Origin of the sequence: Snodgrassella sp. B3800 (assembly GCF_026535865.1) — a bacterium.
Lineage (GTDB): Bacteria > Pseudomonadota > Gammaproteobacteria > Burkholderiales > Neisseriaceae > Snodgrassella > Snodgrassella alvi_E.
The window spans coordinates 859,009-884,517 of the sequence record NZ_JAFNPH010000001.1; the positions used below are offsets into that span (position 1 = coordinate 859,009).

15 protein-coding genes, 2 tRNA genes, 3 rRNA genes and 1 pseudogene are annotated in these 25,509 nt (G+C 44.1%); 4 read left to right on the forward strand and 17 right to left on the reverse strand.

The window, feature by feature from the left end:
* Positions 1 to 73 precede the first annotated feature (73 nt).
* The 6 genes from J3U64_RS03815 to J3U64_RS03840 form a co-directional block, all read right to left on the reverse strand.
* A complete protein-coding gene (locus J3U64_RS03815) occupies positions 74 to 1,255 on the reverse strand; it encodes an acetyl-CoA C-acetyltransferase (protein ID WP_267408337.1) in 1,182 nt (393 codons plus the stop codon).
* Positions 1,256 to 1,285: 30 nt separating this feature from the next.
* The gene (locus J3U64_RS03820; protein WP_267391482.1) at positions 1,286 to 1,951 is read right to left on the reverse strand and encodes a 3-oxoacid CoA-transferase subunit B; all 666 of its coding nucleotides are present in this window, start codon (positions 1,949 to 1,951) and stop codon (positions 1,286 to 1,288) included.
* Positions 1,952 to 1,963: 12 nt separating this feature from the next.
* Entirely contained in the window at positions 1,964 to 2,617 is a 654-nt protein-coding gene (gene atoD / locus J3U64_RS03825; RefSeq protein ID WP_267391484.1) for an acetate CoA-transferase subunit alpha, read from the reverse strand.
* Between the two features lie 126 nt (positions 2,618 to 2,743).
* Positions 2,744 to 3,046 (reverse strand): hypothetical protein, encoded by a 303-nt coding sequence (locus J3U64_RS03830; RefSeq protein ID WP_100139627.1) that lies wholly within the window; start codon positions 3,044 to 3,046, stop codon positions 2,744 to 2,746.
* A 2-nt stretch (positions 3,047 to 3,048) separates the two neighbouring features.
* Positions 3,049 to 4,389: an acyclic terpene utilization AtuA family protein gene (locus J3U64_RS03835; protein ID WP_267408338.1), complete on the reverse strand. Its 1,341-nt coding sequence runs from the start codon at positions 4,387 to 4,389 to the stop codon at positions 3,049 to 3,051.
* Between the two features lie 38 nt (positions 4,390 to 4,427).
* The gene (locus tag J3U64_RS03840; RefSeq protein ID WP_267408339.1) at positions 4,428 to 5,783 is read right to left on the reverse strand and encodes a CitMHS family transporter; all 1,356 of its coding nucleotides are present in this window, start codon (positions 5,781 to 5,783) and stop codon (positions 4,428 to 4,430) included.
* Between the two features lie 228 nt (positions 5,784 to 6,011).
* Here J3U64_RS03840 and J3U64_RS03845 point away from each other — a divergent pair, with 228 nt between their 5' ends.
* Positions 6,012 to 6,899: a LysR family transcriptional regulator gene (locus J3U64_RS03845; RefSeq protein ID WP_267408340.1), complete on the forward strand. Its 888-nt coding sequence runs from the start codon at positions 6,012 to 6,014 to the stop codon at positions 6,897 to 6,899.
* A gap of 25 nt (positions 6,900 to 6,924) precedes the next feature.
* On the opposite strand, the gene J3U64_RS03850 is transcribed toward J3U64_RS03845, so the two are convergent.
* Entirely contained in the window at positions 6,925 to 7,248 is a 324-nt protein-coding gene (locus J3U64_RS03850; protein WP_267408341.1) for a ComEA family DNA-binding protein, read from the reverse strand.
* A 307-nt stretch (positions 7,249 to 7,555) separates the two neighbouring features.
* Between J3U64_RS03850 and tkt the strand changes: the two genes are divergently transcribed.
* Entirely contained in the window at positions 7,556 to 9,541 is a 1,986-nt protein-coding gene (tkt, locus tag J3U64_RS03855; protein WP_267408342.1) for a transketolase, read from the forward strand.
* Positions 9,542 to 9,600: 59 nt separating this feature from the next.
* On the opposite strand, the gene J3U64_RS03860 is transcribed toward tkt, so the two are convergent.
* From J3U64_RS03860 to J3U64_RS03875, 4 genes are all read right to left on the reverse strand, one after another.
* Positions 9,601 to 10,881 carry an MFS transporter gene (locus tag J3U64_RS03860; protein ID WP_267391493.1) on the reverse strand — a complete coding sequence of 427 codons (1,281 nt, stop codon included), beginning with the start codon at positions 10,879 to 10,881 and terminating at the stop codon, positions 9,601 to 9,603.
* A 38-nt stretch (positions 10,882 to 10,919) separates the two neighbouring features.
* Positions 10,920 to 12,107, reverse strand: a complete 1,188-nt coding sequence (locus tag J3U64_RS03865) for a M20 aminoacylase family protein (protein WP_267408343.1) — start codon at positions 12,105 to 12,107, stop codon at positions 10,920 to 10,922.
* Positions 12,108 to 12,473: 366 nt separating this feature from the next.
* Positions 12,474 to 14,801, reverse strand: coding sequence for a hypothetical protein (locus J3U64_RS03870; protein ID WP_267408344.1), 2,328 nt, complete (start codon positions 14,799 to 14,801; stop codon positions 12,474 to 12,476).
* 317 nt (positions 14,802 to 15,118) lie between these two features.
* Positions 15,119 to 16,549: a UbiA family prenyltransferase gene (locus J3U64_RS03875; protein ID WP_267408345.1), complete on the reverse strand. Its 1,431-nt coding sequence runs from the start codon at positions 16,547 to 16,549 to the stop codon at positions 15,119 to 15,121.
* A gap of 215 nt (positions 16,550 to 16,764) precedes the next feature.
* Between J3U64_RS03875 and J3U64_RS03880 the strand changes: the two are divergent.
* A pseudogene (locus J3U64_RS03880) lies at positions 16,765 to 16,947 on the forward strand (tRNA (cytidine(34)-2'-O)-methyltransferase); the annotation flags it as partial.
* 66 nt (positions 16,948 to 17,013) lie between these two features.
* Here J3U64_RS03880 and rrf read toward each other — a convergent pair.
* The 5 genes from rrf to J3U64_RS03905 all read right to left on the reverse strand — a co-directional run bounded on the left by rrf (position 17,014) and on the right by J3U64_RS03905 (position 22,233).
* Positions 17,014 to 17,126: ribosomal RNA gene (gene rrf, locus J3U64_RS03885) — 5S ribosomal RNA — on the reverse strand.
* A gap of 110 nt (positions 17,127 to 17,236) precedes the next feature.
* Positions 17,237 to 20,126: ribosomal RNA gene (locus J3U64_RS03890) — 23S ribosomal RNA — on the reverse strand.
* 322 nt (positions 20,127 to 20,448) lie between these two features.
* A tRNA-Ala gene (locus J3U64_RS03895) sits at positions 20,449 to 20,524 on the reverse strand.
* 16 nt (positions 20,525 to 20,540) lie between these two features.
* Positions 20,541 to 20,617 (reverse strand) — tRNA-Ile (locus J3U64_RS03900).
* A 77-nt stretch (positions 20,618 to 20,694) separates the two neighbouring features.
* Positions 20,695 to 22,233, reverse strand: a 16S ribosomal RNA gene (locus J3U64_RS03905).
* Together the 16S, 23S and 5S rRNA genes with 2 tRNA genes alongside form the textbook arrangement of a ribosomal RNA operon.
* Before the next feature lie 733 nt (positions 22,234 to 22,966).
* Here J3U64_RS03905 and modD point away from each other — a divergent pair.
* Positions 22,967 to 23,812 (forward strand): ModD protein, encoded by an 846-nt coding sequence (modD, locus tag J3U64_RS03910; protein WP_267408346.1) that lies wholly within the window; start codon positions 22,967 to 22,969, stop codon positions 23,810 to 23,812.
* A 175-nt stretch (positions 23,813 to 23,987) separates the two neighbouring features.
* Here the strand turns inward: modD and trpE are convergent, their stop codons facing one another.
* A complete protein-coding gene (gene trpE / locus J3U64_RS03915) occupies positions 23,988 to 25,463 on the reverse strand; it encodes an anthranilate synthase component I (RefSeq protein WP_267408347.1) in 1,476 nt (491 codons plus the stop codon).
* Between the last annotated feature and the right edge of the window lie 46 nt (positions 25,464 to 25,509).

Consider the following 25,509-nt stretch of genomic DNA (forward strand, 5'->3'; position numbering starts at 1 on the left):
AAACAAGCCACATAACACATCCGTATTACATGGCTCACATATTCCATTCCTTGCTAACACAATTGCGACAACATCACATCCGTTCCACTATCATGGCAATACCCTGACCGCCGCCAATACACAGCGTAGCCAAACCTAGCTGTACATCACGTTTACGCAAACCATACAGCAGGCTTACCAGGATACGTGTACCACTGGCACCAATCGGGTGACCAAGCGCAATTGCCCCACCATGAACATTGGTTTTATCCATATCAAAGTTCAACTCACGCCCAACCCCGAGAAACTGCGCAGCAAAAGCCTCATTAGCCTCGATCAGATCAATATCTGCCAGAGACAGACCAGCTTTCTGTAAAGCTTTCTGAGTCGCCGGCACTGGCCCAAGCCCCATCAGCGCAGGATCAACACCGGCACTGGCATAGCTACGAATACGCGCTAGCGGTTGCAAACCCAGCTCTCTGGCTTTACTTTCCGCCATCACCATCACTGCTGCCGCACCATCATTAATACCAGATGAATTACCCGCCGTCACCGTACCATCGGCGCGGAAAGCCGGTTTTAACTTAGCCAGCCCCTCAGCGGTAGCTTCTGCACGCGGATACTCATCACGAGCAAACACCACTTCACCCTTACGCGACTTAATCGTCACCGGCACAATTTCAGCGTCGAACACACCAGCAGCCACAGCCTGTGCCGCCAGCTGCTGCGAACGTAAAGCCAGCCCGTCCTGCTCCTGCCGGCTAATCTGATATTTTTGTGCAATATTTTCAGCAGTAATACCCATATGATAATGATTGGTCGCACAAGTCAGACCATCATGAACCATCGTATCAATTACCTGCTGATTGCCCATACGAAAGCCCCAGCGTGCTCCACTGTCCAGCAGATACGGTGCACGGCTCATATTTTCCATACCACCCGCAATAACCACTTCTGCATCTTTAGCTGCAATAGCCTGTGCCGCCAAAGCTACCGTTTTCAGACCAGAACCGCATACTTTATTTACCGTATAAGCCGGTACCGTATCATTCAACCCAGCTGCCAGTGCTGCCTGCCGTGCCGGATTTTGTCCCAGCCCTGCCTGCAACACGTTACCCATCACAACTTCATCAACCAGCCCCGCATCGACACCGGCACGACTAATCGATTCTGCAATCACTAATCTGCCTAAATCCACCGTACCCACACTGGCCAGCGAACCATTGAAACTGCCTACTGGTGTACGCGCTGCACTAACAATTACCGCATGTTCCATATCTACTCCTTTACCTGACAACTGCCCGTTTTACAGACCTCGCTGGCTGATTGTCATTTCGCAGAAATTTTCTGCAACCATAAATTCAGCCTGTGTTTTGGCCTTAATCGTTTCCAAATCAACGCCCGGCGCATGCTCCTGCAACACCAGCTGCCCATCGTCAAAAGCAAACACCGCAAGCTCAGTAACAATCAGATTTACCTTGTTTTTAGCTGTCAGCGGCAGACTACATTTTTTCAGAATCTTCGATTCACCGTTTTTCGTGCAGTGTTCCATACCGATAATCACACGACGAGCTCCGGTAACCAAATCCATCGCTCCTCCCATGCCCGGCACCATTTTGCCAGGTACCATCCAATTGGCCAGACTGGCTTCCTGATCCACTTCCAGACCACCCAGCACACAGGCATCCACATGGCCGCCGCGAATCAGCGCAAATGAAAACGCACTATCAAAAGTACAGCCACCAGCTGCAATACCACACGGCTGCCCCCCAGCATTCACCATATTCGGATTGGCTTCATCTGGATTAAATGCTGCCAGACCCAGAAAACCATTTTCAGACTGTAAGGTAATATGCACATCTTCCGGCACATAATTGGCCACCTGTGTTGGCAGACCAATCCCAAGATTCACCACATCACCGTCATTAAATTCCAGCGCAATTCTGCGTGCAATCAGCTCTTTTGCATTCATGGCAATAATCCCCTATGCTGGATAAACAATATAATCAATCAGTGCTGCTGGCGTAATCGCTGCATCTGGTGTAATTGCGCCTACTTCAACCACGTTATTCGCTTCCACAATTACCGTTTTCGCCGCCAGAGCAACCAGCGGATTGAAATTCTGCGCCGCCAGCTCATACACCAAATTACCCAGCTTATCGGCCGTTTTGGCTTCCACAATAGCCAAGTCAGCCTCCAGAGGCAGTTCCAGCAGAAACTCGCGCCCATTCACCTCAATTTTCTGCTTACCTTCCTCAACCACCGTTCCCAGCCCTGTTGGCGTCAGCACTCCGCCCAGACCAGCACCGGCTGCGCGAATACGCTCAGCCAAAGTACCCTGCGGCACCAGCTCCACCTCAATCTCGCCGGCAATCATTTTTTTACCAGTTTCCGGATTGGTACCAATGTGGGAAGTAATTACTTTTTTCACCCGATTATGCGTAATCAACGGCCCTACACCGGTTTCCACAAATGCCGTGTCATTGCCAATAATCGTTAAATCTTTCACCCCTGCATCCAGAATGGCCTGTACTAATCTGGCAGGCGTACCTATACCCATAAAACCGCCAAACATAATTGTCATGCCATCCCACAGATGATTTTTCACATCTGCCAAACTGAGCTGTTTCGTTTTCATATTTTTCTAACCTGAGACAAACCAAAATCCAGACAAAAAGCAACTACCCTTCCAGCCTACATGCACATCAGGACATATCGTCTTGTCGGCCGGCGGTGCCCACAGCTACCGCCAGCCATTTAGCAATTACTCAATATCCATATCTAGAATTGCGGCGCTTAGCCCTTTGCCATGCATATCATGAGCCAGAGAACGGGTCACCCCGCCACCCAGCGCGCCATACATCACAAAATTCAGCGCACCAATATTTGGCAGCTCATAGCGCACCACCTCACCAGTCACAACGTCAGCAAAAAACGCTTTCACCTTTTCCGGTGTAACAGCCGCTTTCAGACGCTCAAAGTCTTCAGGTTGATAAGCAATTACCGAAATATTAGAAGTATTGCCCTTATCACCAGTACGAGAGTGTGCAATTTCACGTAGCTTCATTATCAAACCTCCAGATAGTCAATGCTGGTTGTCACCAGATTACGCGGAATATAAGTAGAATCCATCGCCACAATTTCTTTGACAGACTTCATTGCACCACCACCGCCAGCAGGACCATTGGTATACAAAGCTTCCACTTCATTACCCACCACCGCAGCAGCAGCTTTCGTTTCAAAACGGCCGGCCACACGTACACGCACCTCGTAAGGCTGACTATTCCGAGACAACGTCGCCCCATGCAAAGAATCCACTCCGATTAAATCGAAACGAACCTCTTGTGGCTGCACAGCAGTAATCGCAAAACGTTCTTTCACAATGTCCAAAGCCAAACGACCACGCTCAACCGCACCAGGGCCGGCATAGCTCATCTCACCTTCACCAATAAAGCCATCCTCATAACCCACAGACACCTTCAACGTTTCTGGACGCGCACGGCCGGTACCGCCTGATACCGCCACACGATCCTTACCCACCTGAGTAAACGTTACCTGACTGAAATCAGCAGTCACATCCGGCGTTTTATACTCATCCGGCCGGTGAATTTCATACAGCATCTGTTCTTTACAAGTATCAGGCGTCACCATACCGCCAGAACCTTCAACTTTAGTAATCACCGCATCACCATCCGCACTGATTTCAGCAATTGGAAAGCCTAAACGTGCCAGATCAGGTACATCACGATAGCCTGGGTCAGCAAAATAGCCACCGGTAATTTGGCCGGCACATTCCAACAAATGTCCCAGAATCGTGCCTTTACCCAGATGCGCCCAATCATCCGCTGCCCAATGAAACTCATGCATCATAATAGACAGGAATAAAGACGGGTCAGAAACACGGCCTGCAATCACAATATCTGCCCCGTTAGCCAGCGCCTGCACCATTGGTTCCGCACCAATATAGGCATTAGCAGAAACAATTTTCTTGCCGCATTGTGAAACTGGTTTTTGCTGCTCATCCAGCAACAAATCCTGCTGCATGACCTGTTCAAAAACATCATCACCTTCAATAATCGCAATTTTCAGATTTTTAGCGCCTAGCGAACGCGCAATCTCAGCAGTTAACTTCGCAGCAGCCCGCGGATTGGCAGAACCCATATTGGTCACAATCCTAATGCCCTTTTCCAGACAGGCCGGCAATACCGCCCGCATACGTACACCCAGCAATTCATTAAAACCAGCATCCGGATTGTGTTTTTTCTGGCGCTGACCAATCGCAATCGTCCGCTCAGCCAAACATTCAAACACCAGATACTGAATATTCCCTTTTTCAGCCAACTCAACCGCCGGCTCAATCCGGTCGCCGGCATATCCGGCACCGCAACCAATTCTGATTTTTTTCATCATCCATACCTCATTACACACAATAATTTACAAACAGCCTTTTACAGCGGGAATACACCCGTCACCACTGCACCAATCGCCATCACAATAGAAGCCAGCCACAAAACCGGAATACTGAATCTCTGATGATCGGCCAGATCCACACCACACAGACTGCATAAGAGAAAAGTAGCAGGCGTCAGCGGACTTACCGGAAAACCTGTAGTCATCTGTCCCAGCAAAGAAGCCTGTGCCACCTCAATCGGCGGGAAACCGCCAATATTCGCCACTACCGGCATAATGCCGAAATAATAAGAATCAGGATCAAATACCAGACTCAGCGGCATCGCAATCAGACTGACAATAAACGGAATATGAGAAGAAAGCGCATCAGGCACAAAATGACCAGCAGAAACCGCCATCGCCTTAAGCATGCCGGATTCACCCATAATGCCCGTGAACACACCTGCCGCAAACAAAATCGAAGCCATCATCAGCGCACCCTTAGCATGCGCATTAATTCGCGCAGATTGCTCAGCCGGTTTACGGTAATTCAGCGTCAGCGCAATACAGCAGGCCACCATAAAAATAACAACCGGCGGAATCTTAGTGGCCACCATACCGGTAATCACCAAAACCACCAGAATAATATTCGGCCAGAATAAATGCGGACGACGCAGTTTGCGTTCTTCCTCAGTCAGCTCTTTAGGCGCAAAATGCGTTACCGCATTTTCATCACCACCAGCACTGGCTGTAGCTCCAGCCAGCCCCAAACGCCGTTCTTCCTTACGACCCCAGTACCAGCCCATAAATACCATGAATGCCAAACCGCAAATCTGTGCAGGAATCAAAGGCGTAAACAAATCATGCGTCGATACATCCAAAGCAGCCGCAGCGCGAATCATCGGCCCCGTCCAAGGCAGAAAATTTACACCTGCACTCAATGCCGTAATACCGGCCAGAATTCTTTTATCGATGCCCAACTTGTCATACAAAGGCAGCATCGCCGGCACAGTAATCAGAAAAGTCACCGCACCATTACCATCCAAATGCGCAATCAGCGCCAGCACACCCGTACCGATAATGATTTTCTTCGGACTGGTACCGACAACCTTTAGAATTTTGGCAATAATCGGATCAAACATCCCCGCATCGCTTACCACACCAAAGAAAATAATGGCAAACACGAACATAGCCGCCATCGGTGCCAGTTTCGCAATCCCCGCCACCACCATCTTAGGAATCGTGGTGTAATGTGGCACAATTTCCTGACCACCATCAAACAATGGCACAGCATAAAGCGCAACCACCGCTCCCAGAATCGGAATCGTAATTAAAGCGACAATCGGCGATAGCCGCTTGCTCATAATACAAAACAGCAAAGTTGCAATAGTTAATATGCCTATTAAAGCCAGCATAAAAGTCCCCTTTTTGGGTCGTTATTAATAAAAAAAAGAATCAATATCCAACAATGCAGCATTCTCACCATAACGACCCACCCTGTCTAATCGATTAAAAAGATGGATTAATAAAGAAAATCGATTAATCAATTCCGCTTTAAAAAACATTGATAAAAAAATAATAAACTTTGCAGAAAATATGCTATCGTAGAAAATGATAAAAATAAAAACGGCAATTAATGATATATGAATATATCAATCAAACAGATAAAAGCTTTTCTCGCATTGGTCGAAGAAGACAATTTCACCCGAGCCGCACAGAAAATTCATTTATCTCAGCCTGCATTCAGCAGCCTTATAGCTAATTTAGAACAGGAAATCGGCTACCGCCTGTTTGACCGAGATACCCGCAAAGTTCGCCTAAATGAAAACGGTATCCACTTCATCAAACTGGCACGTGAACTCATGTTTGCTTACGAACGGACAACCAAAGAAATACGTTCTCATGCCAATGCCTATCAGGAAAAATTAATACTCGCAGTCATGCCCTCCATCGTCGTGCAATGGGTGTCGCAGCTGCTGGCCACCTTTCATCACCGGCATGCCAACATCAAAGTCGAACTGTTAGACACACAATGGGACTTATGCCTACAAGCTTTATTACAAGGACACGCCGAGCTGGCCTTAACCGCCAAATCCCCGTCTTTAACAGAAATATCATCTGAATTTCTTTTTTCAGATAAATTTCATCTTATTTGTCATATAAACCATCCATTGGCGTGCAAAGACAATATCCAACTCAAAGATCTACTGGAATACGACATGATAGGCTTCACCAAAGGCACCAGCATCCGCCACTATGTCGATAAAATCGTTGATTTATTTGGAATTAATTATGTAGTTGAAGTCAGTCAACTCACCACCATGATGGGGCTGGTTGCAGCAAACTATGGCATTGGACTTGTGCCCAGACTGACCTTATTTCAGTTTGAGCACAATAATCTGGTCGTCAAAGACGTACAAGACATGAATCTGGAACGATCCATATATCTGATAAAACACAAAGAACGAAAACTCTCAGCACAGGCGGAGAATTTTTACCACCATATCAAAGCCAATATCTTCAGCGATTAACTACCCGTATTAGCAAATAATTATTTTATTTTCCAGCAGTAGCCGGACGGGCACGACGCTGGCCAGATGCAGAAGAGAATTCAGCAGGCTGAGCACTACTACCGCTCACACTAATTTCATACCGCAACTTTTCATAAGTAGCTTTACCTATACCTTTCACCTTCATAATATCTGCTGTAGAAGTAAAAGGACCATGTTCATTCCGATATTCCACAATTGCCTGCGCTTTTACCGCTCCAATATGCGGTAAGGATTGTAGCTGCTGCGCTGTAGCAGAATTAATATTTACCGCCGCCCGCGCCGAAACCATAGCCAACAATAATGTCAGCAGCACAATCATCTTCCGCATTTGTTTCTCCCCTGAATATCCACTTGAAGAATTGAGCACATCCTTACATTCAGAATGTGCCAAAAGCATAAAACACAAATAACATTTATGCAAATATTATTTTTATACCCATTCAGTAATTCATATAGCACAAATACCCAAACAACCCACCACAAACCAAACATAAAAAATATACTTTCCTTGAAAGGTTTGCACAGATTCAGGATAATTCATACCGGATAAACCCTGTCCCATACAACAAGGTTTAGAACCTTACTAAAACAAAGCTGATTCAGGCAGCTGTCACCCTTCATCAAAAGGCAACTTCATGGCATCACATCTGGCTAACGCAATTCGCTTTCTAGCAATGGACGCAATTCAACAGGCTAACTCCGGCCACCCTGGTGCACCAATGGGCATGGCCGAAATGGCAACTGTACTGTGGCGCGAATTCCTGCAACACAACCCAGCAAATCCTAAATTCTATAACCGTGACCGCTTCATTTTATCCAATGGCCACGCCTCCATGTTGCTGTACAGCCTGCTGCATCTGAGCGGCTACAACCTCAGCATAGAAGACCTGAAAAACTTTCGTCAGCTGCATAGCAAAACACCCGGCCACCCCGAGTATGGCTACACTGATGGCGTCGAAACCACCACTGGTCCTCTGGGACAGGGCATCGGTAATGCAGTTGGTATGGCATTAGCCGAAAAAATTCTGGCAGCCCGATTCAACAAACCCGGCTTCAACATCATGGATCATTACACCTACGTTTTCGTCGGTGATGGCTGCTTAATGGAAGGTATCTCTCACGAAGTATGTTCACTGGCCGGCACCCTCAAACTAGGCAAACTAATTGTTTTATATGATGACAATAACATTTCCATTGATGGCAAAGTAGACAACTGGTTTAGCGAAAACATTCCTGAACGCTTTGCTGCTTACGGCTGGCACACCGTGGCCAATGTAGACGGCCATGATGAAGCCGCCATCCGCGCAGCCATCACCGCCGCCAAAGCCGAAACTGATAAACCATCTATCATATGTTGCAAAACCAAAATCGGAAAAGGTGCAGCTAATAAAGAGGGTAGCCATAAAACCCACGGCGCCCCACTAGGTGCCGAAGAAATTGCCGCTACACGGACAGCCCTTAACTGGACACATGCGCCCTTTACCATTCCACAGGAAATCTACGACGATTGGAATGCAGCAGCAGCCGGCGCAAAACTGGAGCAGGACTGGCAAGATTTATTTAGCCGTTACCAGCAGCAATATCCGGCCGAAGCTACAGAATTCATGCGCCGTATGGATAGCAAACTGCCAGAAAATTACGACGCCCATGTACAAAAAGCCTTGAACGACATATGCAACAAAGCTGAAAAAGTTGCTACTCGCAAAGCCAGTCAGAACAGTATCGAAATTCTGGCAGAGATTCTGCCAGAATTAGTTGGCGGTTCTGCAGATCTTACACCCTCAAACCTGACCGACTGGTCCGGCAGTACCTCTATAACGCCCTCAGATAGCGGCAATTATATTCACTATGGCGTGCGCGAATTTGGTATGGCTGCCATCATGAATGGCCTCAGCCTACACGGCGGCATCAAGCCGTTTGGCGCCACCTTCCTAATGTTCAGCGAATATGCACGTAATGCCCTGCGCATGGCAGCACTGATGCGTATCAATCCGGTATTCGTATTTACTCACGACTCAATTGGCTTAGGAGAGGACGGCCCTACACACCAACCTGTGGAACAAATCGCTACCTTACGCCTCATTCCGAATATGAGTGTATGGCGTCCGTGCGACAGCGCAGAATCATTGGTGGCCTGGGCTGATGCCGTAGCTGCTGAAAACCACCCAAGCTGCTTAATTTTCAGCCGTCAGGGATTACCTTTTATGCCAAGAACCAGCCAGCAGCTAGCAGATATACGCCGTGGCGGATACGTATTAAAAACCGCAAATGAAAAAACAACACAGGCCGTACTGATTGCCACTGGTTCCGAAGTTGAACTAGCCATTAATGCGCAAAGCAAACTAGCCGAAATGGGCATAGGCACTACCGTTGTCTCTATGCCCAATACCAATATCTTCGACAGGCAAGATAAAGCTTATCGCGACAGCGTCTTACCAGCCGGCTTACCTCGTATTGCCATAGAAGCTGGCGTCAGTGATTCTTGGTACAAATACGTAGGTAACAACGGAGCTATTATCGGCATCAACCGCTTTGGTGAATCTGCGCCTGCAGAGCAGCTGTTCAAAGAATTTGGCTTTACCGTTGAACAAGTAATTGATGTGGTTAAACGCCTAATTTAAATCAACTTGTAAAAAAGCCAGCAATAATTGCTGGCTTTTTTACATCAGTTCAATTCTCATCAATCTTTTACATTAACATGGCGCGTTTCTGGCATCATCAGCATCGCTATGATAGAAAATACACTGGTAACCACCACATAATAAGCAGGGGAGACTGCACCAAAATGCTCTATTAACCAGGTTAACACAAACTGCGCCGTACCTCCGAACAATGTCACCCCAATCGCATAAATTAACGATACACCCGTTGCGCGCAACGCAATCGGCATCATTTCTGGAATTGCCACCAAACTACTGGCACCACTCATTCCTGTTAACAACGTAACTGTCATCGTCACCAGCAACAACATTGCCACACTTTCAGTTTTTACCAACATATAAAACATTGGCACAATCAGCAACATCAAAGCCACACGTGGCCAGAGCATAATACTTTTGCGCCCATATTTATCAGCCAGAAAACCGGCTAGCAGAGAAAACAGAAACATCATTACCCCGCCCAAAACAGTACTAATTTGAGCAACTGCCGGATTCAACTCAAGCGTATTAATAGCAAAAGTAGTCATATAATTGCCAACCTGAGCCGTAATAGCAGTCGACATCAAAGCTAAAATACCCAGAATAACCTCTTTTCGATAACGCGTGAATATTATCTTTATTATCTGAGAATCACTATGATAGGCTGGTTTTTCCAAAGTTTCCGGTAAAGCACGGCGAATATAAACGGCAATCGGAATTAATGCCAGACTCACCAGAAATGGTATACGCCATCCCCAACTAGCCAACTGCTCGGAACTCAGTGTAGCAGAAACAACATAACCCACCACTCCGCCTACAGCCACTGCAATACCCTGACTAGCCATTTGCCAGCTGGCATAAAAAGCACGTTGATTAGGAGGCGCTGATTCGATAAGCATAGACGAAGCCGGACCAACCTCTCCACCTAGCGCCAAACCTTGTACTAGACGAGCCAACAGCACAATAATTGGTGCAGCAATACCGATACTTTCATAACTAGGCGTAGCAGCCAGCCCCAGCGTACCAATCGTTATTAACGTTACCGTTAATATCATGGCAGCTCTACGCCCTTTTTTATCTGCATAAGTGCCAATTAACAGTCCACCAAGAGGACGAGTAAAAAAACCTACACCATAAACAGCCACAGCAGTCAGCAAGCTGATAAATTTATCATCATTTGGAAAAAAAGACTTTGCAATATAAACAGAGAAAAACGAATAAATAATAAAATCGTAAAATTCTAGTGCATTACCCGCTACTGCCGCAGCTATCGCTTTCGCCGGTGGCTTCTTGTGTTCAACAGCCTCTTGGCCTGTATTCATATTAAAACTCCCTGATAAAATAAAAAATCAAAACAAAATTATTTTAAATATCTTTCTGCCAGCGCCACCCAGTAAGTGGCACCAATAGCAATATTCTTGTCATTAAAATCATAATAAGGATTATGCAGATCAAAACCAGAAGCGGCATCCTTTTCCTTCAGACCATTACCAATAAATAAATAACTTCCCGGACACTTTTCCAGCATAAACGCAAAATCTTCACTACCAGCCATAGGTTGCGTCTGGTCTATAATATCTTCTTCTGCAACCACATCACGGGCAACATCACGGGCAAATTGTGTTTCCTTACTCGTGTTAAATACAGGAGCATAACCATGTTGATAATCCACAGAAGCCACCACATTAAAACTTTGTGCCTGAGCCTGAGCTATAGCCTCAATACGTTCCTGCAACATCTTACGTACTTCCGGCTTAAAACAACGCACAGTCAGCTTTAATTCAGCTTGTTCCGGTATCACATTATTGGCTACACCTGCATGGAACATACCCACAGTCACCACTGCTGAATCAAGCGGATTTACATTACGAGACACAATCGTCTGCAAAGCCATCACAATAGAAGAAGCAGCCACAATAGGGTCGTGCGTATTATGCGGTTTCGCCCCGTGACCACCTACCCCTTTAACCGTAATCGTTGCCACATCAGAAGAAGCCATCATCCAGCCATCATAAAAATGCAATTCACCTTGAGGATAACCAGGCATATTGTGCATACCATATACCGCATCACACGGATATTTTTCAAAAAGGCCGTCAGCAATCATCTGCATTGCGCCGCTACCCGATTTACCATACTCTTCAGCCGGCTGAAAAATCAAATTCAGCGTTCCATTAAACGCCTTTCTACTTGCCAGCACTTTCGCTGCTGCCAACAACATCGTCGTATGCCCATCATGACCACAGGCATGCATCTTCCCTTCATGTTTACTCGAATGCGTCACACCACTTTCTTCCATAATCGGAAGCGCATCCATATCAGCACGAATACCAACACTCTTTGAACCATCACCAACACGAAGCTGGGCAACTAAACCGGTGCCTCCAATTCCTCGCTCAACTTGATAACCCCATTGCTCCAACATACCAGCAACCAGATCACTGGTGCGATTTTCAGCAAAAGCCAGCTCAGGGTGTTGATGAATATCATGACGCAGCTGAACAAAAGTATCCAATTCAGCCTCTACCATTTCCCTAACTGCTTTCATAAACATACCCTTACACATATTCTTTAAAAGAAAGGATTATAGCTTAACAAACACGATTTTCATTGACAAAAAAGAATAATTAAAAACAGAATTTGATGTTATTGACACTAATTATTAAGAACTTATTATATAAATATATGATTTATTTAAATAGATTACATATTTATAACCAAAAATCAAACTAATAACTTAAATTTATTTCCAACAATATTAAAATTAAGTTGTTAATTGATAGTTTAATATCCAAAAAAATTAAAAGAAAAAATGCACTTTACATCAAAATATAAAGTGCATTTAAACATTAAAAACGTATTATCCAGCTTTAATATATATCAGAATATTAAATTCTAACAAAAATTCAATATTCTACCTAAATTTCATATCTCTATTAAATATCAATAATAAAATTAGCGCAAACATGGCAACCAAAGGTAAAACCCAAACATAGCGCCAAGTAACAGGAAAATAACTAAGCTTTAACACACCATTCCATTGTGGTGGGACTGAAACTTGCACTAAAGATCCTGAATCATCCGCAACAACAGGTAAAGAGTGATCGTTAATTTTTGCAGTATAACCAAACCACCATAAGCGAGGAAAAATAAGAGTTAACACCTCTTTATGTTCTGGGATTCTAATTAAATCAATATTATTCTGATGTGATAAAACATTAACGCCCGCAATATTAGGAAATACAAAAGGAGAATTTCTGTTCCATCCTATAGTTTTGTCTAACGGTAAAGAAACATAAAGATCATGCCTACTTCCTGCAAATTGAACCACAGTGTATCCACATTGCTTAAACTGAGAACTAAAAGCAGAATATTTAGCTTCATCTACAATAATTGTGCTAATACGCATCAACTCAGCCTGGCAAACATGAGATTTGTCAGATAATTGCAAAATATTCTTTAAAGACATCTCAGGCTTGAAAATACCATGCGAAGTTTGATTTGCAGGCAGAATCTTATCTAATCTTTTATTACCAACCGGAGTATAACCATTTATTGATTTAATACCATAAAAACCAAACAGAGCAGAAGCAATATCATTAAATTGTCTAATCTGTTTTAAATTAGTATTATCTGGAAGCGATAAAACATAGCCTTCCAAATTGACATTTTTAGGTAAACTAATTTGCTCTGCTAAATCAGTATGTCTCGAATAATAGCCACCCAAAGTTGGCAATCCATTTAATATAATTAATAGTATTAATAAACTTAACCCTACCATTGAAAATGAGCTTTTTCTCTTTATAAACATAGGGCTCAATAAAAGTAACCAAATTGAAAAAATCTGCAACACAACAAAAATAGGATGGAGATTCCAAGAATTAAAAAAAACAAATATTGACGATAAAAGAATAAAACACAAATATTTCTTATTCAAATTTGCCAAAATACTTTTATTTAAAAAAAATGAATCGCGCTCCAATAAAAATAAAATTAATATAAAACATAAAATCAGCGCGAATGTATCAAATCCGGCATAAAAAGGTAATCCAAGAAAAAAACAGCCCAATATAATGTATAAAACAAAAGAAATTTTTTTATTTAATTTTATACCTTTCTCATTTATACCTTGAGCAAATTGCAAAATATAGAATACAGCTAAACACTCAAATAAACTTAGAAAAGGTAAAAAGCGAAAAGGCCAGCGAAAAGGTCCAAACTGACTGGGCATTTGTGACAAAACAAAAAACGCAATCATTAAAGTCAAAAATATTTTTAAATTGTCATTTTTTTGCCATAATGATTTCACATTGTAGTAAAAAAAAACTATTGGTACGAATAAAGTTGAAAAACCTAAAGGAATGAGTATTAATTTATAGCTAAAATAAGTCATGTAATCATAAAATGTAGGGAAAAAACCCATAATGATTGTTGCCCAAGACGGTATAAAAGCTTTATTTTGGTTATCAAATCCACTAACTCGGTTAATTAACTCATGAGAAAAAATATATTCAGAATAAATAGGAAAAGCAAAAATAAAAGCCAAAACGGTAGGTAAACTTAAATAAAATGCTTTTTGCAATCCATTAGATTGTTTCAGTTGATAAGCTACACTGACTACAACAAAAACAACGTAACCGATGACACCATGTGGCCAGCCAGCTGCTAACAAAAAAATGACTGAAATAAAATTTAAAACAATATTTGTTTTAGAAAAATGATTTAGAAGTAACAAAAAAGTGGCAATAGAAACCATGGCCCAAGCCTGCCCACTAGCTGCATTCCACCATGCACCTAAATACTGATAAAGAAAAATTGGCTGAATCACAGCTAAACTAGCAAATGCATAAGCATAACAATTTTGCAGTTTGAACGTTTTAGCAATAGACAAAGACGAAAGGCATACTAATACAATATTAATGAAAGCTAATACCCGTCCAGGTAACTGAATATCATCAAACTTGGAAGTAATGAGAGAAACGAGAATATTTTGCGGCAAAAAAATTCCTCTATCTAAATCAATCACTTCATTACCGCCAAAATACATCGAATCAACAATTAAAGGTATTTTACCCAGTGACCATATATGACCCATCTGTCTGAAAAAACCCAGCATTTCAAATTCGGCATCATCAACACAAAAAAAATCGTTCTGAAACAAACAACAAATAGTTATAACAGTAATAGCATATAATGTAGAAAATAACAGAGCCTGTTTAAGGTTAATTTTATTTTGGTTCATCGATTTTTATCCGAATCTTTAAGATTATTACAATCGGCACATATCACTCAATATCGGTACTAGACAGAATTCATACAAATTATCGAATTATCTTACCAGTATCTAACATAAACTTTTAATCAACGTTCACGAACAATACTTTGAATAGATGCGTTATACAAAATCATCAAAAATGATACGCCAAGTATATTGAATCCAGTATGAACCTGCTAAACAAATAGTTCGGAATTGAAATGTACTAAAATGGCTTATAACGGTATTCTAGAATTAATAACAGCAAGTAGAAAATATTTCTGCAACTCTTCCACTTTCTAAATTTATAAATATCTAGCCAATAATATGATACCTATAATTAAAGCCAGCAAAGCTAGGCTTTTTTTATCCTGAATTAAAAAAACAATTGGATCTTCATTCATCAAACCACGTTTTGTCATCATCCATAAGTTACCTATCAAATAAATCATGAGGAGCTGCACCAACCACAATAAAGCGGGGACATGATAAAGAACAATTGTTTCAGACGCAGTGATGTATAAACCAAATAGAATAATGGCTCCGATATAGGTGCTTATACCCAAAGGCCAAAGTATATCCAAATCAGATTTAATATAACCCCTACCAGCAATTACTTTTTTTTCATATGGCATAGCAATCAGCTCAGTACAACGTTTAACTGTAGCTAGACTTAAGAAAATGGAAATTGAAAAAGCTAAAAGCGGATAGCTTAAATCAATATTTGTAACCACACCTCCAGCAAAAATTCGGATGGTATACAAAACAGACAAAATTATAATATCAAGCAATATAATTTGTTTTAATCTCAAACTATATATAGTAGTTATCAATAAATATAATAAAAAAACACTAAAAAACATCCAAGAAATATTGATAGCAATAATAGCAGCAATGATTAATAGTACTAGACTGGCTGTTATACCTTGTACGATTGATAACTTTCCCGATGCGAAAGGTCGCTGCATTTTATTACTATGGACACGATCATTTTCTATGTCCCATAAATCGTTAAGGATATAAGTTGCTGATGCACCTAAAGAAAAAGCCACAAATCCGACAAAAGTTGTAAATAATTTATGCAAATCAAAGAACTGAAAAGCAGTTAACAGAGGAACAAAAAGTAAAATATTTTTTAGCCATTGATGTATGCGAATCGCTTTCATCCAAGTAGTGATGCTAAAACCTGTATTTTCCCATTTCTTTAAAACAGGTGTTCCAGATTGTTGAATCTTGAGAGTTAATTGATTTACTTTTTTTCCTACTACAATTGCACCACATGCTTCCTTCCAGATTACTAAATCAGCAACATTATCACCGGCATAAACAAATTCTTGACCAATCTTTTCCTGTATGGCATTGAGTTTATTAATACCTTTTAGATTTTGCCTAGAATTAGTAGCAATAACATCATCGAAACATTGAAGATAGTTAGCTGTTTTTTCTGCAATACCCTCATATGCAGCAGTGGCTAGATAGATTTTTCTTCCATTTTGTTTTTCATGCCAAATATATTCGAGTAGTTCTTGGCGATAAGGCATTTGTTCAGCACGATAACCTGTCTGCTCATAAACAAATTTTTTTAATTCTACCTTGCTATGAAAACATAACTTGATCAGTTTAAAAATTACATAAGGTTTTATCTTAATCAAGGCTATTAAAGTTTCATGTAACGAATCAGTCAGAATTAAAGTTCCATCTAAATCCACTACAAGTGGATGACTAGATTCTTGCACTATTTTTCCTTAACAAATCAAACAAAAAATAATTTTATATATAACTGTCAATACCATCAACATATAGATTATTTATCTTGATTAAATCAGATATCAAACAATTAAAGAATAAGTTTCCCTGATTTAGAAACAGTTATGAGTTAATATATACCTAATAATTTTATACTAATTATACCCGCTACCACACAGGATTTGACTACAGCAACAGTAAGCAAGCAATCTATTTCCTCTTCGGCCGCGAAACCACCGGCCTGCCGCAGGAGTTCGCACAGGCCAGATCAGATCACTGCCTGCGTATCCCTCAGACTTCCCATATCCGCTCATTGAATCTATCCAACGCAGCAGCCATCGTAGTGTACGAAGCGCTACGGCAGCAGGGGTTCGCTGGTTTGTCTTAACCAGTTTCTCATTCAGCACAAAGCAAAGAACCCAGTAGATAGTCTACTGGGTTCTTCTTAATGGGTGTCTGGCGGTGTCCTACTTTCACATGGGCATCCATACTATCATCGGCGCTAGGTCGTTTCACGGTCCTGTTCGGGATGGGAAGGCGTGGGACCAACCCGCTATGGCCGCCAGACTTTAAACTGTCAAATCAGAAAGCCTTAATCTTGGTGATGCTTGTATTCTCATCAGTAAGCTTTATCATTTACCTTGCACATCTTCTGTGTGCGAAGTCCTTCAAATGATAGAGTCAAGCCTCACGAGCAATTAGTATCGGTTAGCTCCAAGTGTTACCACTCTTCCACACCCGACCTATCAACGTCCTGGTCTCGAACGTCTCTTTAGAGGGATTAAATCCCTAGGGAAGTCTCATCTTCAGGCGAGTTTCACGCTTAGATGCTTTCAGCGTTTATCTCTTCCGAACTTAGCTACCCGGCGATGCGACTGGCGTCACAACCGGTACACCAGAGGTTCGTCCACTCCGGTCCTCTCGTACTAGGAGCAGCCCCCGTCAAACTTCCAACGCCCACTGCAGATAGGGACCAAACTGTCTCACGACGTTTTAAACCCAGCTCACGTACCACTTTAAATGGCGAACAGCCATACCCTTGGGACCGACTACAGCCCCAGGATGTGATGAGCCGACATCGAGGTGCCAAACTCCGCCGTCGATATGAACTCTTGGGCGGAATCAGCCTGTTATCCCCGGAGTACCTTTTATCCGTTGAGCGATGGCCCTTCCATTCAGAACCACCGGATCACTATGTCCTGCTTTCGCACCTGCTCGACTTGTCGGTCTCGCAGTTAAGCTACCTTGTGCCATTGTACTATCAGTCCGATTTCCGACCGGACCTAGGTAACCTTCGAACTCCTCCGTTACTCTTTGGGAGGAGACCGCCCCAGTCAAACTGCCTACCATGCACGGTCCCCGATCCAGATAATGGATCCGGGTTAGAACCTCAAAGTCACCAGGGTGGTATTTCAAGGACGGCTCCACAGAAACTAGCGTTCCTGCTTCTTAGCCTCCCACCTATCCTACACAAGTGACTTCAAAGTCCAATGCAAAGCTACAGTAAAGGTTCACGGGGTCTTTCCGTCTAGCAGCGGGGAGATTGCATCTTCACAACCATTTCAACTTCGCTGAGTCTCAGGAGGAGACAGTGTGGCCATCGTTACGCCATTCGTGCGGGTCGGAACTTACCCGACAAGGAATTTCGCTACCTTAGGACCGTTATAGTTACGGCCGCCGTTTACTGGGGCTTCGATCCGATGCTTGCACATCTTCAATTAACCTTCCAGCACCGGGCAGGCGTCACACCCTATACGTCCACTTTCGTGTTTGCAGAGTGCTGTGTTTTTATTAAACAGTCGCAGCCACCTATTCTCTGCGACCTCTAATAGCTTACAGAGTTAATCTTTCACCATCAGAGGCATACCTTCTCCCGAAGTTACGGTATCAATTTGCCGAGTTCCTTCTCCTGAGTTCTCTCAAGCGCCTTAGAATTCTCATCCTACCCACCTGTGTCGGTTTGCGGTACGGTTTCATTCAAACTGAAGCTTAGTGGCTTTTCCTGGAAGCGTGGTATCAGTCACTTCGTGTCCTTAGACACTCGTCATCACTTCTCGGCGTTAAGCACCCGGATTTGCCTAAGTGCTCCACCTACCGGCTTAAACGATCTATTCCAACAGATCGATGACCTAACCTTCTCCGTCCCCACATCGCATTTGAATCAAGTACAGGAATATTAACCTGTTTCCCATCGACTACGCATCTCTGCCTTGCCTTAGGGGCCGACTCACCCTACGCCGATGAACGTTGCGTAGGAAACCTTGGGTTTTCGGCGACAGGGCTTTTCACCCTGTTTATCGCTACTCATGTCAACATTCGCACTTCTGATACCTCCAGCATGCTTCTCAACACACCTTCTTCGGCCTACAGAACGCTCCCCTACCATGTCAGTTACCTGACATCCGCAGCTTCGGTTACAGATTTGAGCCCCGTTACATCTTCCGCGCAGGACGACTCGACCAGTGAGCTATTACGCTTTCTTTAAATGATGGCTGCTTCTAAGCCAACATCCTGGCTGTCTGGGCCTTCCCACTTCGTTTACCACTTAATCTGTCATTTGGGACCTTAGCTGGCGGTCTGGGTTGTTTCCCTCTTGACACCGGACGTTAGCACCCGATGTCTGTCTCCCGAGGAACCACTTGATGGTATTCTTAGTTTGCCATGGGTTGGTAAGTCGCAATGACCCCCTAGCCATAACAGTGCTTTACCCCCATCAGTGTCTTGCTCGAGGCACTACCTAAATAGTTTTCGGGGAGAACCAGCTATCTCCGAGTTTGTTTAGCCTTTCACCCCTATCCACAGCTCATCCCCGCATTTTGCAACATGCGTGGGTTCGGTCCTCCAGTACCTGTTACGGCACCTTCAACCTGGCCATGGATAGATCACTCGGTTTCGGGTCTACACCCAGCAACTCGTCGCCCTATTAAGACTCGGTTTCCCTGCGCCTCCCCTAATCGGTTAAGCTCGCTACTGAATGTAAGTCGTTGACCCATTATACAAAAGGTACGCAGTCACGGATTACTCCGCTCCCACTGTTTGTATGCATCAGGTTTCAGGTTCTATTTCACTCCCCTCCCGGGGTTCTTTTCGCCTTTCCCTCACGGTACTGGTTCACTATCGGTCGATGATGAGTATTTAGCCTTGGAGGATGGTCCCCCCATATTCAGACAGGATTTCTCGTGTCCCGCCCTACTTCTCGTATACTTAGTACCATCTCTGAAATTTCAAATACGGGGCTATCACCCTCTGTGGCCAAGCTTCCCAGCTTGTTCTTCTATCTCAGTGACTATCATATACAGGCTCTTACGCGTTCGCTCGCCACTACTTGCGCAATCTCGGTTGATTTCTTTTCCTCTGGGTACTTAGATGGTTCAGTTCTCCAGGTTCGCTTCTCTAAACCTATGTATTCAGTTTAGGATACCATGCTTTTACATGGTGGGTTTCCCCATTCGGATATCGCGGGATCACAGCTCTATTGCCAGCTCCCCCACGCTTTTCGCAGGCTTACACGTCCTTCTTCGCCTATCATCGCCAAGGCATCCACCTGATGCACTTATTCACTTGACTCTATCATTTCAAGAACCTCTTGACTTCATCACAACTACCGTTGACCTGTAATCATGACTTAAGCTCCCTACTCTCATAAAGCTTACTTCTTGGTTGTCTGAACAACGCCTTTTGTCTTCGTTGCTCAGCGATACAATCATCACCCAATTCTTTCAGCACTTCCACTTCATCCGTCTCCAGACTCAGCTTCCATGCCTCAATCTTTGTTTGTTGATTTCGGCTTTCCAATTTGTTAAAGATCGATGCGTTACTTCGCAAATTAAATTCAGCTTCCGCTTCTTCTGCTTCCAGATAAACTCAATTTAATTTCCAAAGTAAAGTGTGGTGGAGGCAAACGGGATCGAACCGATGACCCCCTGCTTGCAAAGCAGGTGCTCTACCAACTGAGCTATGCCCCCTCTCTTCTTAAATAAGTGGTGGGTCTGGGAGGACTTGAACCTCCGACCCCACGCTTATCAAGCGTGTGCTCTAACCAGCTGAGCTACAAACCCAGTTTATTCAGTCTCTTCTCGCATCTTTTCAGTTTACCGATAAGTGTGAATGCGAATAACCCTCTTCTTTTCTCTAGAAAGGAGGTGATCCAGCCGCAGGTTCCCCTACGGCTACCTTGTTACGACTTCACCCCAGTCATGAAGCATACCGTGTTAAGCGACCCCCTTGCGGTTAGTCTACCCAATTCTGGTATCCCCCACTCCCATGGTGTGACGGGCGGTGTGTACAAGACCCGGGAACGTATTCACCGCAGTATGCTGACCTGCGATTACTAGCGATTCCGACTTCATGCACTCGAGTTGCAGAGTGCAATCCGGACTACGATCGGCTTTCTGAGATTGGCTTCACCTCGCGGCTTCGCTACCCTCTGTACCGACCATTGTATGACGTGTGAAGCCCTGGTCATAAGGGCCATGAGGACTTGACGTCATCCCCACCTTCCTCCGGTTTGTCACCGGCAGTCTCATTAGAGTGCCCAACTTAATGATGGCAACTAATGACAAGGGTTGCGCTCGTTGCGGGACTTAACCCAACATCTCACGACACGAGCTGACGACAGCCATGCAGCACCTGTGTTACGGTTCCCGAAGGCACTCTCCTATCTCTAAGAGATTCCGTACATGTCAAGACCAGGTAAGGTTCTTCGCGTTGCATCGAATTAATCCACATCATCCACCGCTTGTGCGGGTCCCCGTCAATTCCTTTGAGTTTTAATCTTGCGACCGTACTCCCCAGGCGGACAATTTCTCGCGTTAGCTTCGCTACTAAGACATCTAGTGCCCCAACAGCTAATTGTCATCGTTTAGGGCGTGGACTACCAGGGTATCTAATCCTGTTTGCTACCCACGCTTTCGAGCATGAACGTCAGTGTTATCCCAGGAGGCTGCCTTCGCCATCGGTATTCCTCCACATCTCTACGCATTTCACTGCTACACGTGGAATTCTACCTCCCTCTGACACACTCTAGTTAGACAGTTTCAAATGCACGTCCCAAGTTGAGCTCGGGGATTTCACATCTGACTTATCTAACCGTCTGCGCTCGCTTTACGCCCAGTAATTCCGATTAACGCTCGCACCCTACGTATTACCGCGGCTGCTGGCACGTAGTTAGCCGGTGCTTATTCTTTAGGTACCGTCAGCACCAGGTGGTATTAGCACCCGGCTTTTCTTCCCTAACAAAAGTCCTTTACAACCCGAAGGCCTTCTTCAGACACGCGGCATGGCTGGATCAGGGTTCCCCCCATTGTCCAAAATTCCCCACTGCTGCCTCCCGTAGGAGTTTGGGCCGTGTCTCAGTCCCAATGTGGCGGATCATCCTCTCAGACCCGCTATGGATCGTCGCCTTGGTAGGCCTTTACCCCACCAACTAGCTAATCCAACATCGGCCGCTCAAATAACGCGAGGTCCTAAGATCCCCCGCTTTCCCCCTCAGGGCGTATGCGGTATTAGCCATCCTTTCGGACAGTTATCCCCCATTACTCGGTACGTTCCGATGCATTACTCACCCGTTCGCCACTCGCCACCAGAGAGCAAGCTCTCCGTGCTGCCGTTCGACTTGCATGTGTAAAGCATGCCGCCAGCGTTCAATCTGAGCCAGGATCAAACTCTTATGTTTAATCTTAGCTTGTTGTAATCCTGAAGTTCCCTTCAGTATCACTGGTCTGCTTCAAAGTTATTGACAAGATTTATTACTATCCTGTCCCTCTGAATCAGTGTGAGGCTTATCCGCACTCACACTTATCGGTAATCTGTTCTGTTAAAGAGCGTTGCTTTCGACTGCGTTCTACTTTAAACTGTTTCGTTCGTTTCGGCTCGCGTCTCAGCGAAGAAGGCGAACTATACGCCCCTACATCCACCCTGTCAACTACTTCCTCCTCTTATTTTTATACAATCCACCAAACCTCTGTTCTAATAAGATTTATTTTTACCGCTTTCGCCCCGATATTGGTCTTCATTCAGTCATTTAACTCAATACCTTTGTGATTTGACTGTTGTAGTGCTTTGACTTTTCTTTTTTCTGTTTATGGCTTTTAGAAACGGCGATTACTATTTTTTTTCCGTTAAATTAAGCCTGCTAAAGTCTATTCCTTACCAGGCTTTTTATAAGTTGATGCTTTTTCACTAGCGATTCATCTGATGGTTATGCACGCGTGTTTTGCATTTGCTCAAGCATTTGCACTATTTCATCTAGTTACCTGCAAATTAAATTAGGTCGAAGGTACAGTGGTAATACTGATGATATGGTCGCGCTCTGTCAGTAGTCTATTATGTATTGTTTGTATTATGACGAAATTGTAGATGCGTTTTTTTTGATTTTGTTGCTTATTAATTTTAGGGGGAAATAGAGAATGTTTTATTTATCTGATGCTGAACTGGACAGGCTGTTACTGGACGATGTTGCATATGGTGATTTAACGACACGGGCTTTGGGTGTGGGTGACCGTATAGGACAGATGACGTTTTGTCGGCAGATGGCCGGTCGGGTAAGTGGTGTGGCTGTGGCTGTAAGGTTGTTGCAAAAGCTGGCTTTGGATGTGGTGGCTCATGTGAAAGATGGTGAAGATGTGGCTGCAGGTACGGTATTAGTGACGGCTTCCGGCTCAGCAGAAAAGCTGCATATGGGCTGGAAGGTGGTACAAAATGTGCTGGAATGGTGTGGCGGTGTGGCGCAATATATGGCGCAGATGGTGACCACAGCTCAGGCTATAAATCCACTGGTACAGATTGCCTGTACGCGCAAAAGTATTCCCAGCACTAAGACGCTGGCAATTGTGGCGGTGATTGATGGTGGGGGGATTTTACATCGTGCAGGTACGGCTGAATCGGTGTTGTTATTTGCCAATCATCGCCGGTTTTATGCAGAACCCGATAACTGGGATGCTATGGTGACTAAACTCCGGCGGTCTGCGCCGGAAAAGAAGATTATTGTTGAAGCAGATAATATTGAAGAGGCTGTGGCTGCTTTAAATGTACAGCCTGATATTGTGCAATTGGATAAGTTTTCACCGGAACAATTTGCTTTGGTAATGCAGCAAGCTCAATCGCTGGCACCGAGGTGTTTGCTATCAGCAGCAGGAGGAATTACGTTAATGAATGTGGCGGATTATGTGCGTGCCGGTGCGCTATTATTGGTAACTTCTGCGCCCTATTATGCGCCACCGATAGATATTAAGGTACGTTTACAACCTATTTGAGTTGAATTTCAGTCGAAGTTATGGCTCAAGGGTTGGTTCTGTAATATCGACCCCGCTTATGCAATGCTTTGCTTGTTTTTGTATTTTATTTGGTTTAACGATGGCTAAGATGGTGTGTTTTGGTGATGTCAGCTTAACCATCGTTTTTTATCTACCGTATAAGCCTGAAGACTGGTTATTTATCCAGCCCTTGCTGCACCATATGTGCTGCTCGGATTACGGCTTTAGCTTTATTCTGAGTTTCTTGCCATTCCAGTTCTTCATCAGAGTCAAATACGATGCCGCCCCCGCTTTGTACAAAAAGAGTGTTATTTCTGATAACTCCGGTACGGATGGCGATACATAAATCCATGTCACCAGAAAAACTTAGATAGCCGGCTGCGCCGCCATAGATACCACGTTTATTTGGTTCTAGCTCTTCGATAATTTCCAGAGCACGCACTTTGGGTGCTCCTGATAGTGTTCCGGCTGGAAAAGTTGCGGCGAGTACATCTAGATTGGAAATGCCATCCTGTAACACACCCTCAACGTTGGAAACCAGATGCATGACATGAGAATAACGCTCAATAACCATTTTATCGGTCACTTTTACTTGTCCTGTTTTGCTGATGCGCCCGACGTCATTGCGACCAAGATCGATTAGCATAACATGCTCAGCTACTTCTTTAGGGTCGTGGCTCAGTTCCTGTGCCAGCGCCTGATCTTCTTCCGGTGTTTTTCCACGAGGCCGAGTACCGGCAATGGGACGTACGATAACATTGTTCTGTTCTCGCCGCACCAGAATTTCCGGTGAGGAACCAACCACATGAAAATCGTCAAAATGGTAATAAAATAAATAAGGTGAAGGATTTAAGGTGCGTAAAGCACGATAGAGACTGAGTGGATTGTCATGAAAAGGCATACTTAGGCGCTGGCTAGGCACGACTTGCATGCAATCACCATCAAGAATGTATTCCCGTACTTGCTTAACATAATTTTTGTACTGCTCAGCACCGGTTTCTGGTACAGCTTCTGTACGCTTGCTACCAAGAGAAAGGGGTAATTGTACGCTTTGACGCAGAGCGGTACGGAGTTCCTCCAGCCGTGACCTTGCCTGTTGATAACCGTCTTTTTTGCTGGTATCTGCATAAACAATCAGGTAGATTTTACCGGATAGATTATCTACTACGGCCAGCTCTAAGGAAAGTAATAAAAATATATCTGGTGTCCCTATGGGGTTAGGTTTATCTGCTTGTTTTAGACGGTGAGCAATCTGCTCGAAATGGTATATTGTTTCGTAACCAAAATAGCCAACTAGTCCTCCGGTAAAGCGAGGCAAATTCGGAATAGCAGGTGTTTTATAACGGGACTGAAACTGGTTGATAAAAGGCAGTGGATTACCCTGATATGTCTCAACTAGCTGCGCTTGCTGATATACATTGGTGGTTTGCCCAGATATTTTCAAATAGGTATCACAGGGTAGACCTATAAAAGAATAACGTCCAAACCGCTCGCCGTTTACTACAGATTCGAGCAGGTAGCTGAATGGTTTGTTTGCTAATTTAAGATAGAGCGATAAGGGGGTATCCATGTCGGCTAACACTTCCTGCACTAAAGGGATATGCGTATAGCCGGCTGCAGTCTGTTGCTGGTATTCAGCTAGGGTAATCATGATATTTATTTGGTCTGTGTATTGATATGCTTGCTCAGAATAATGA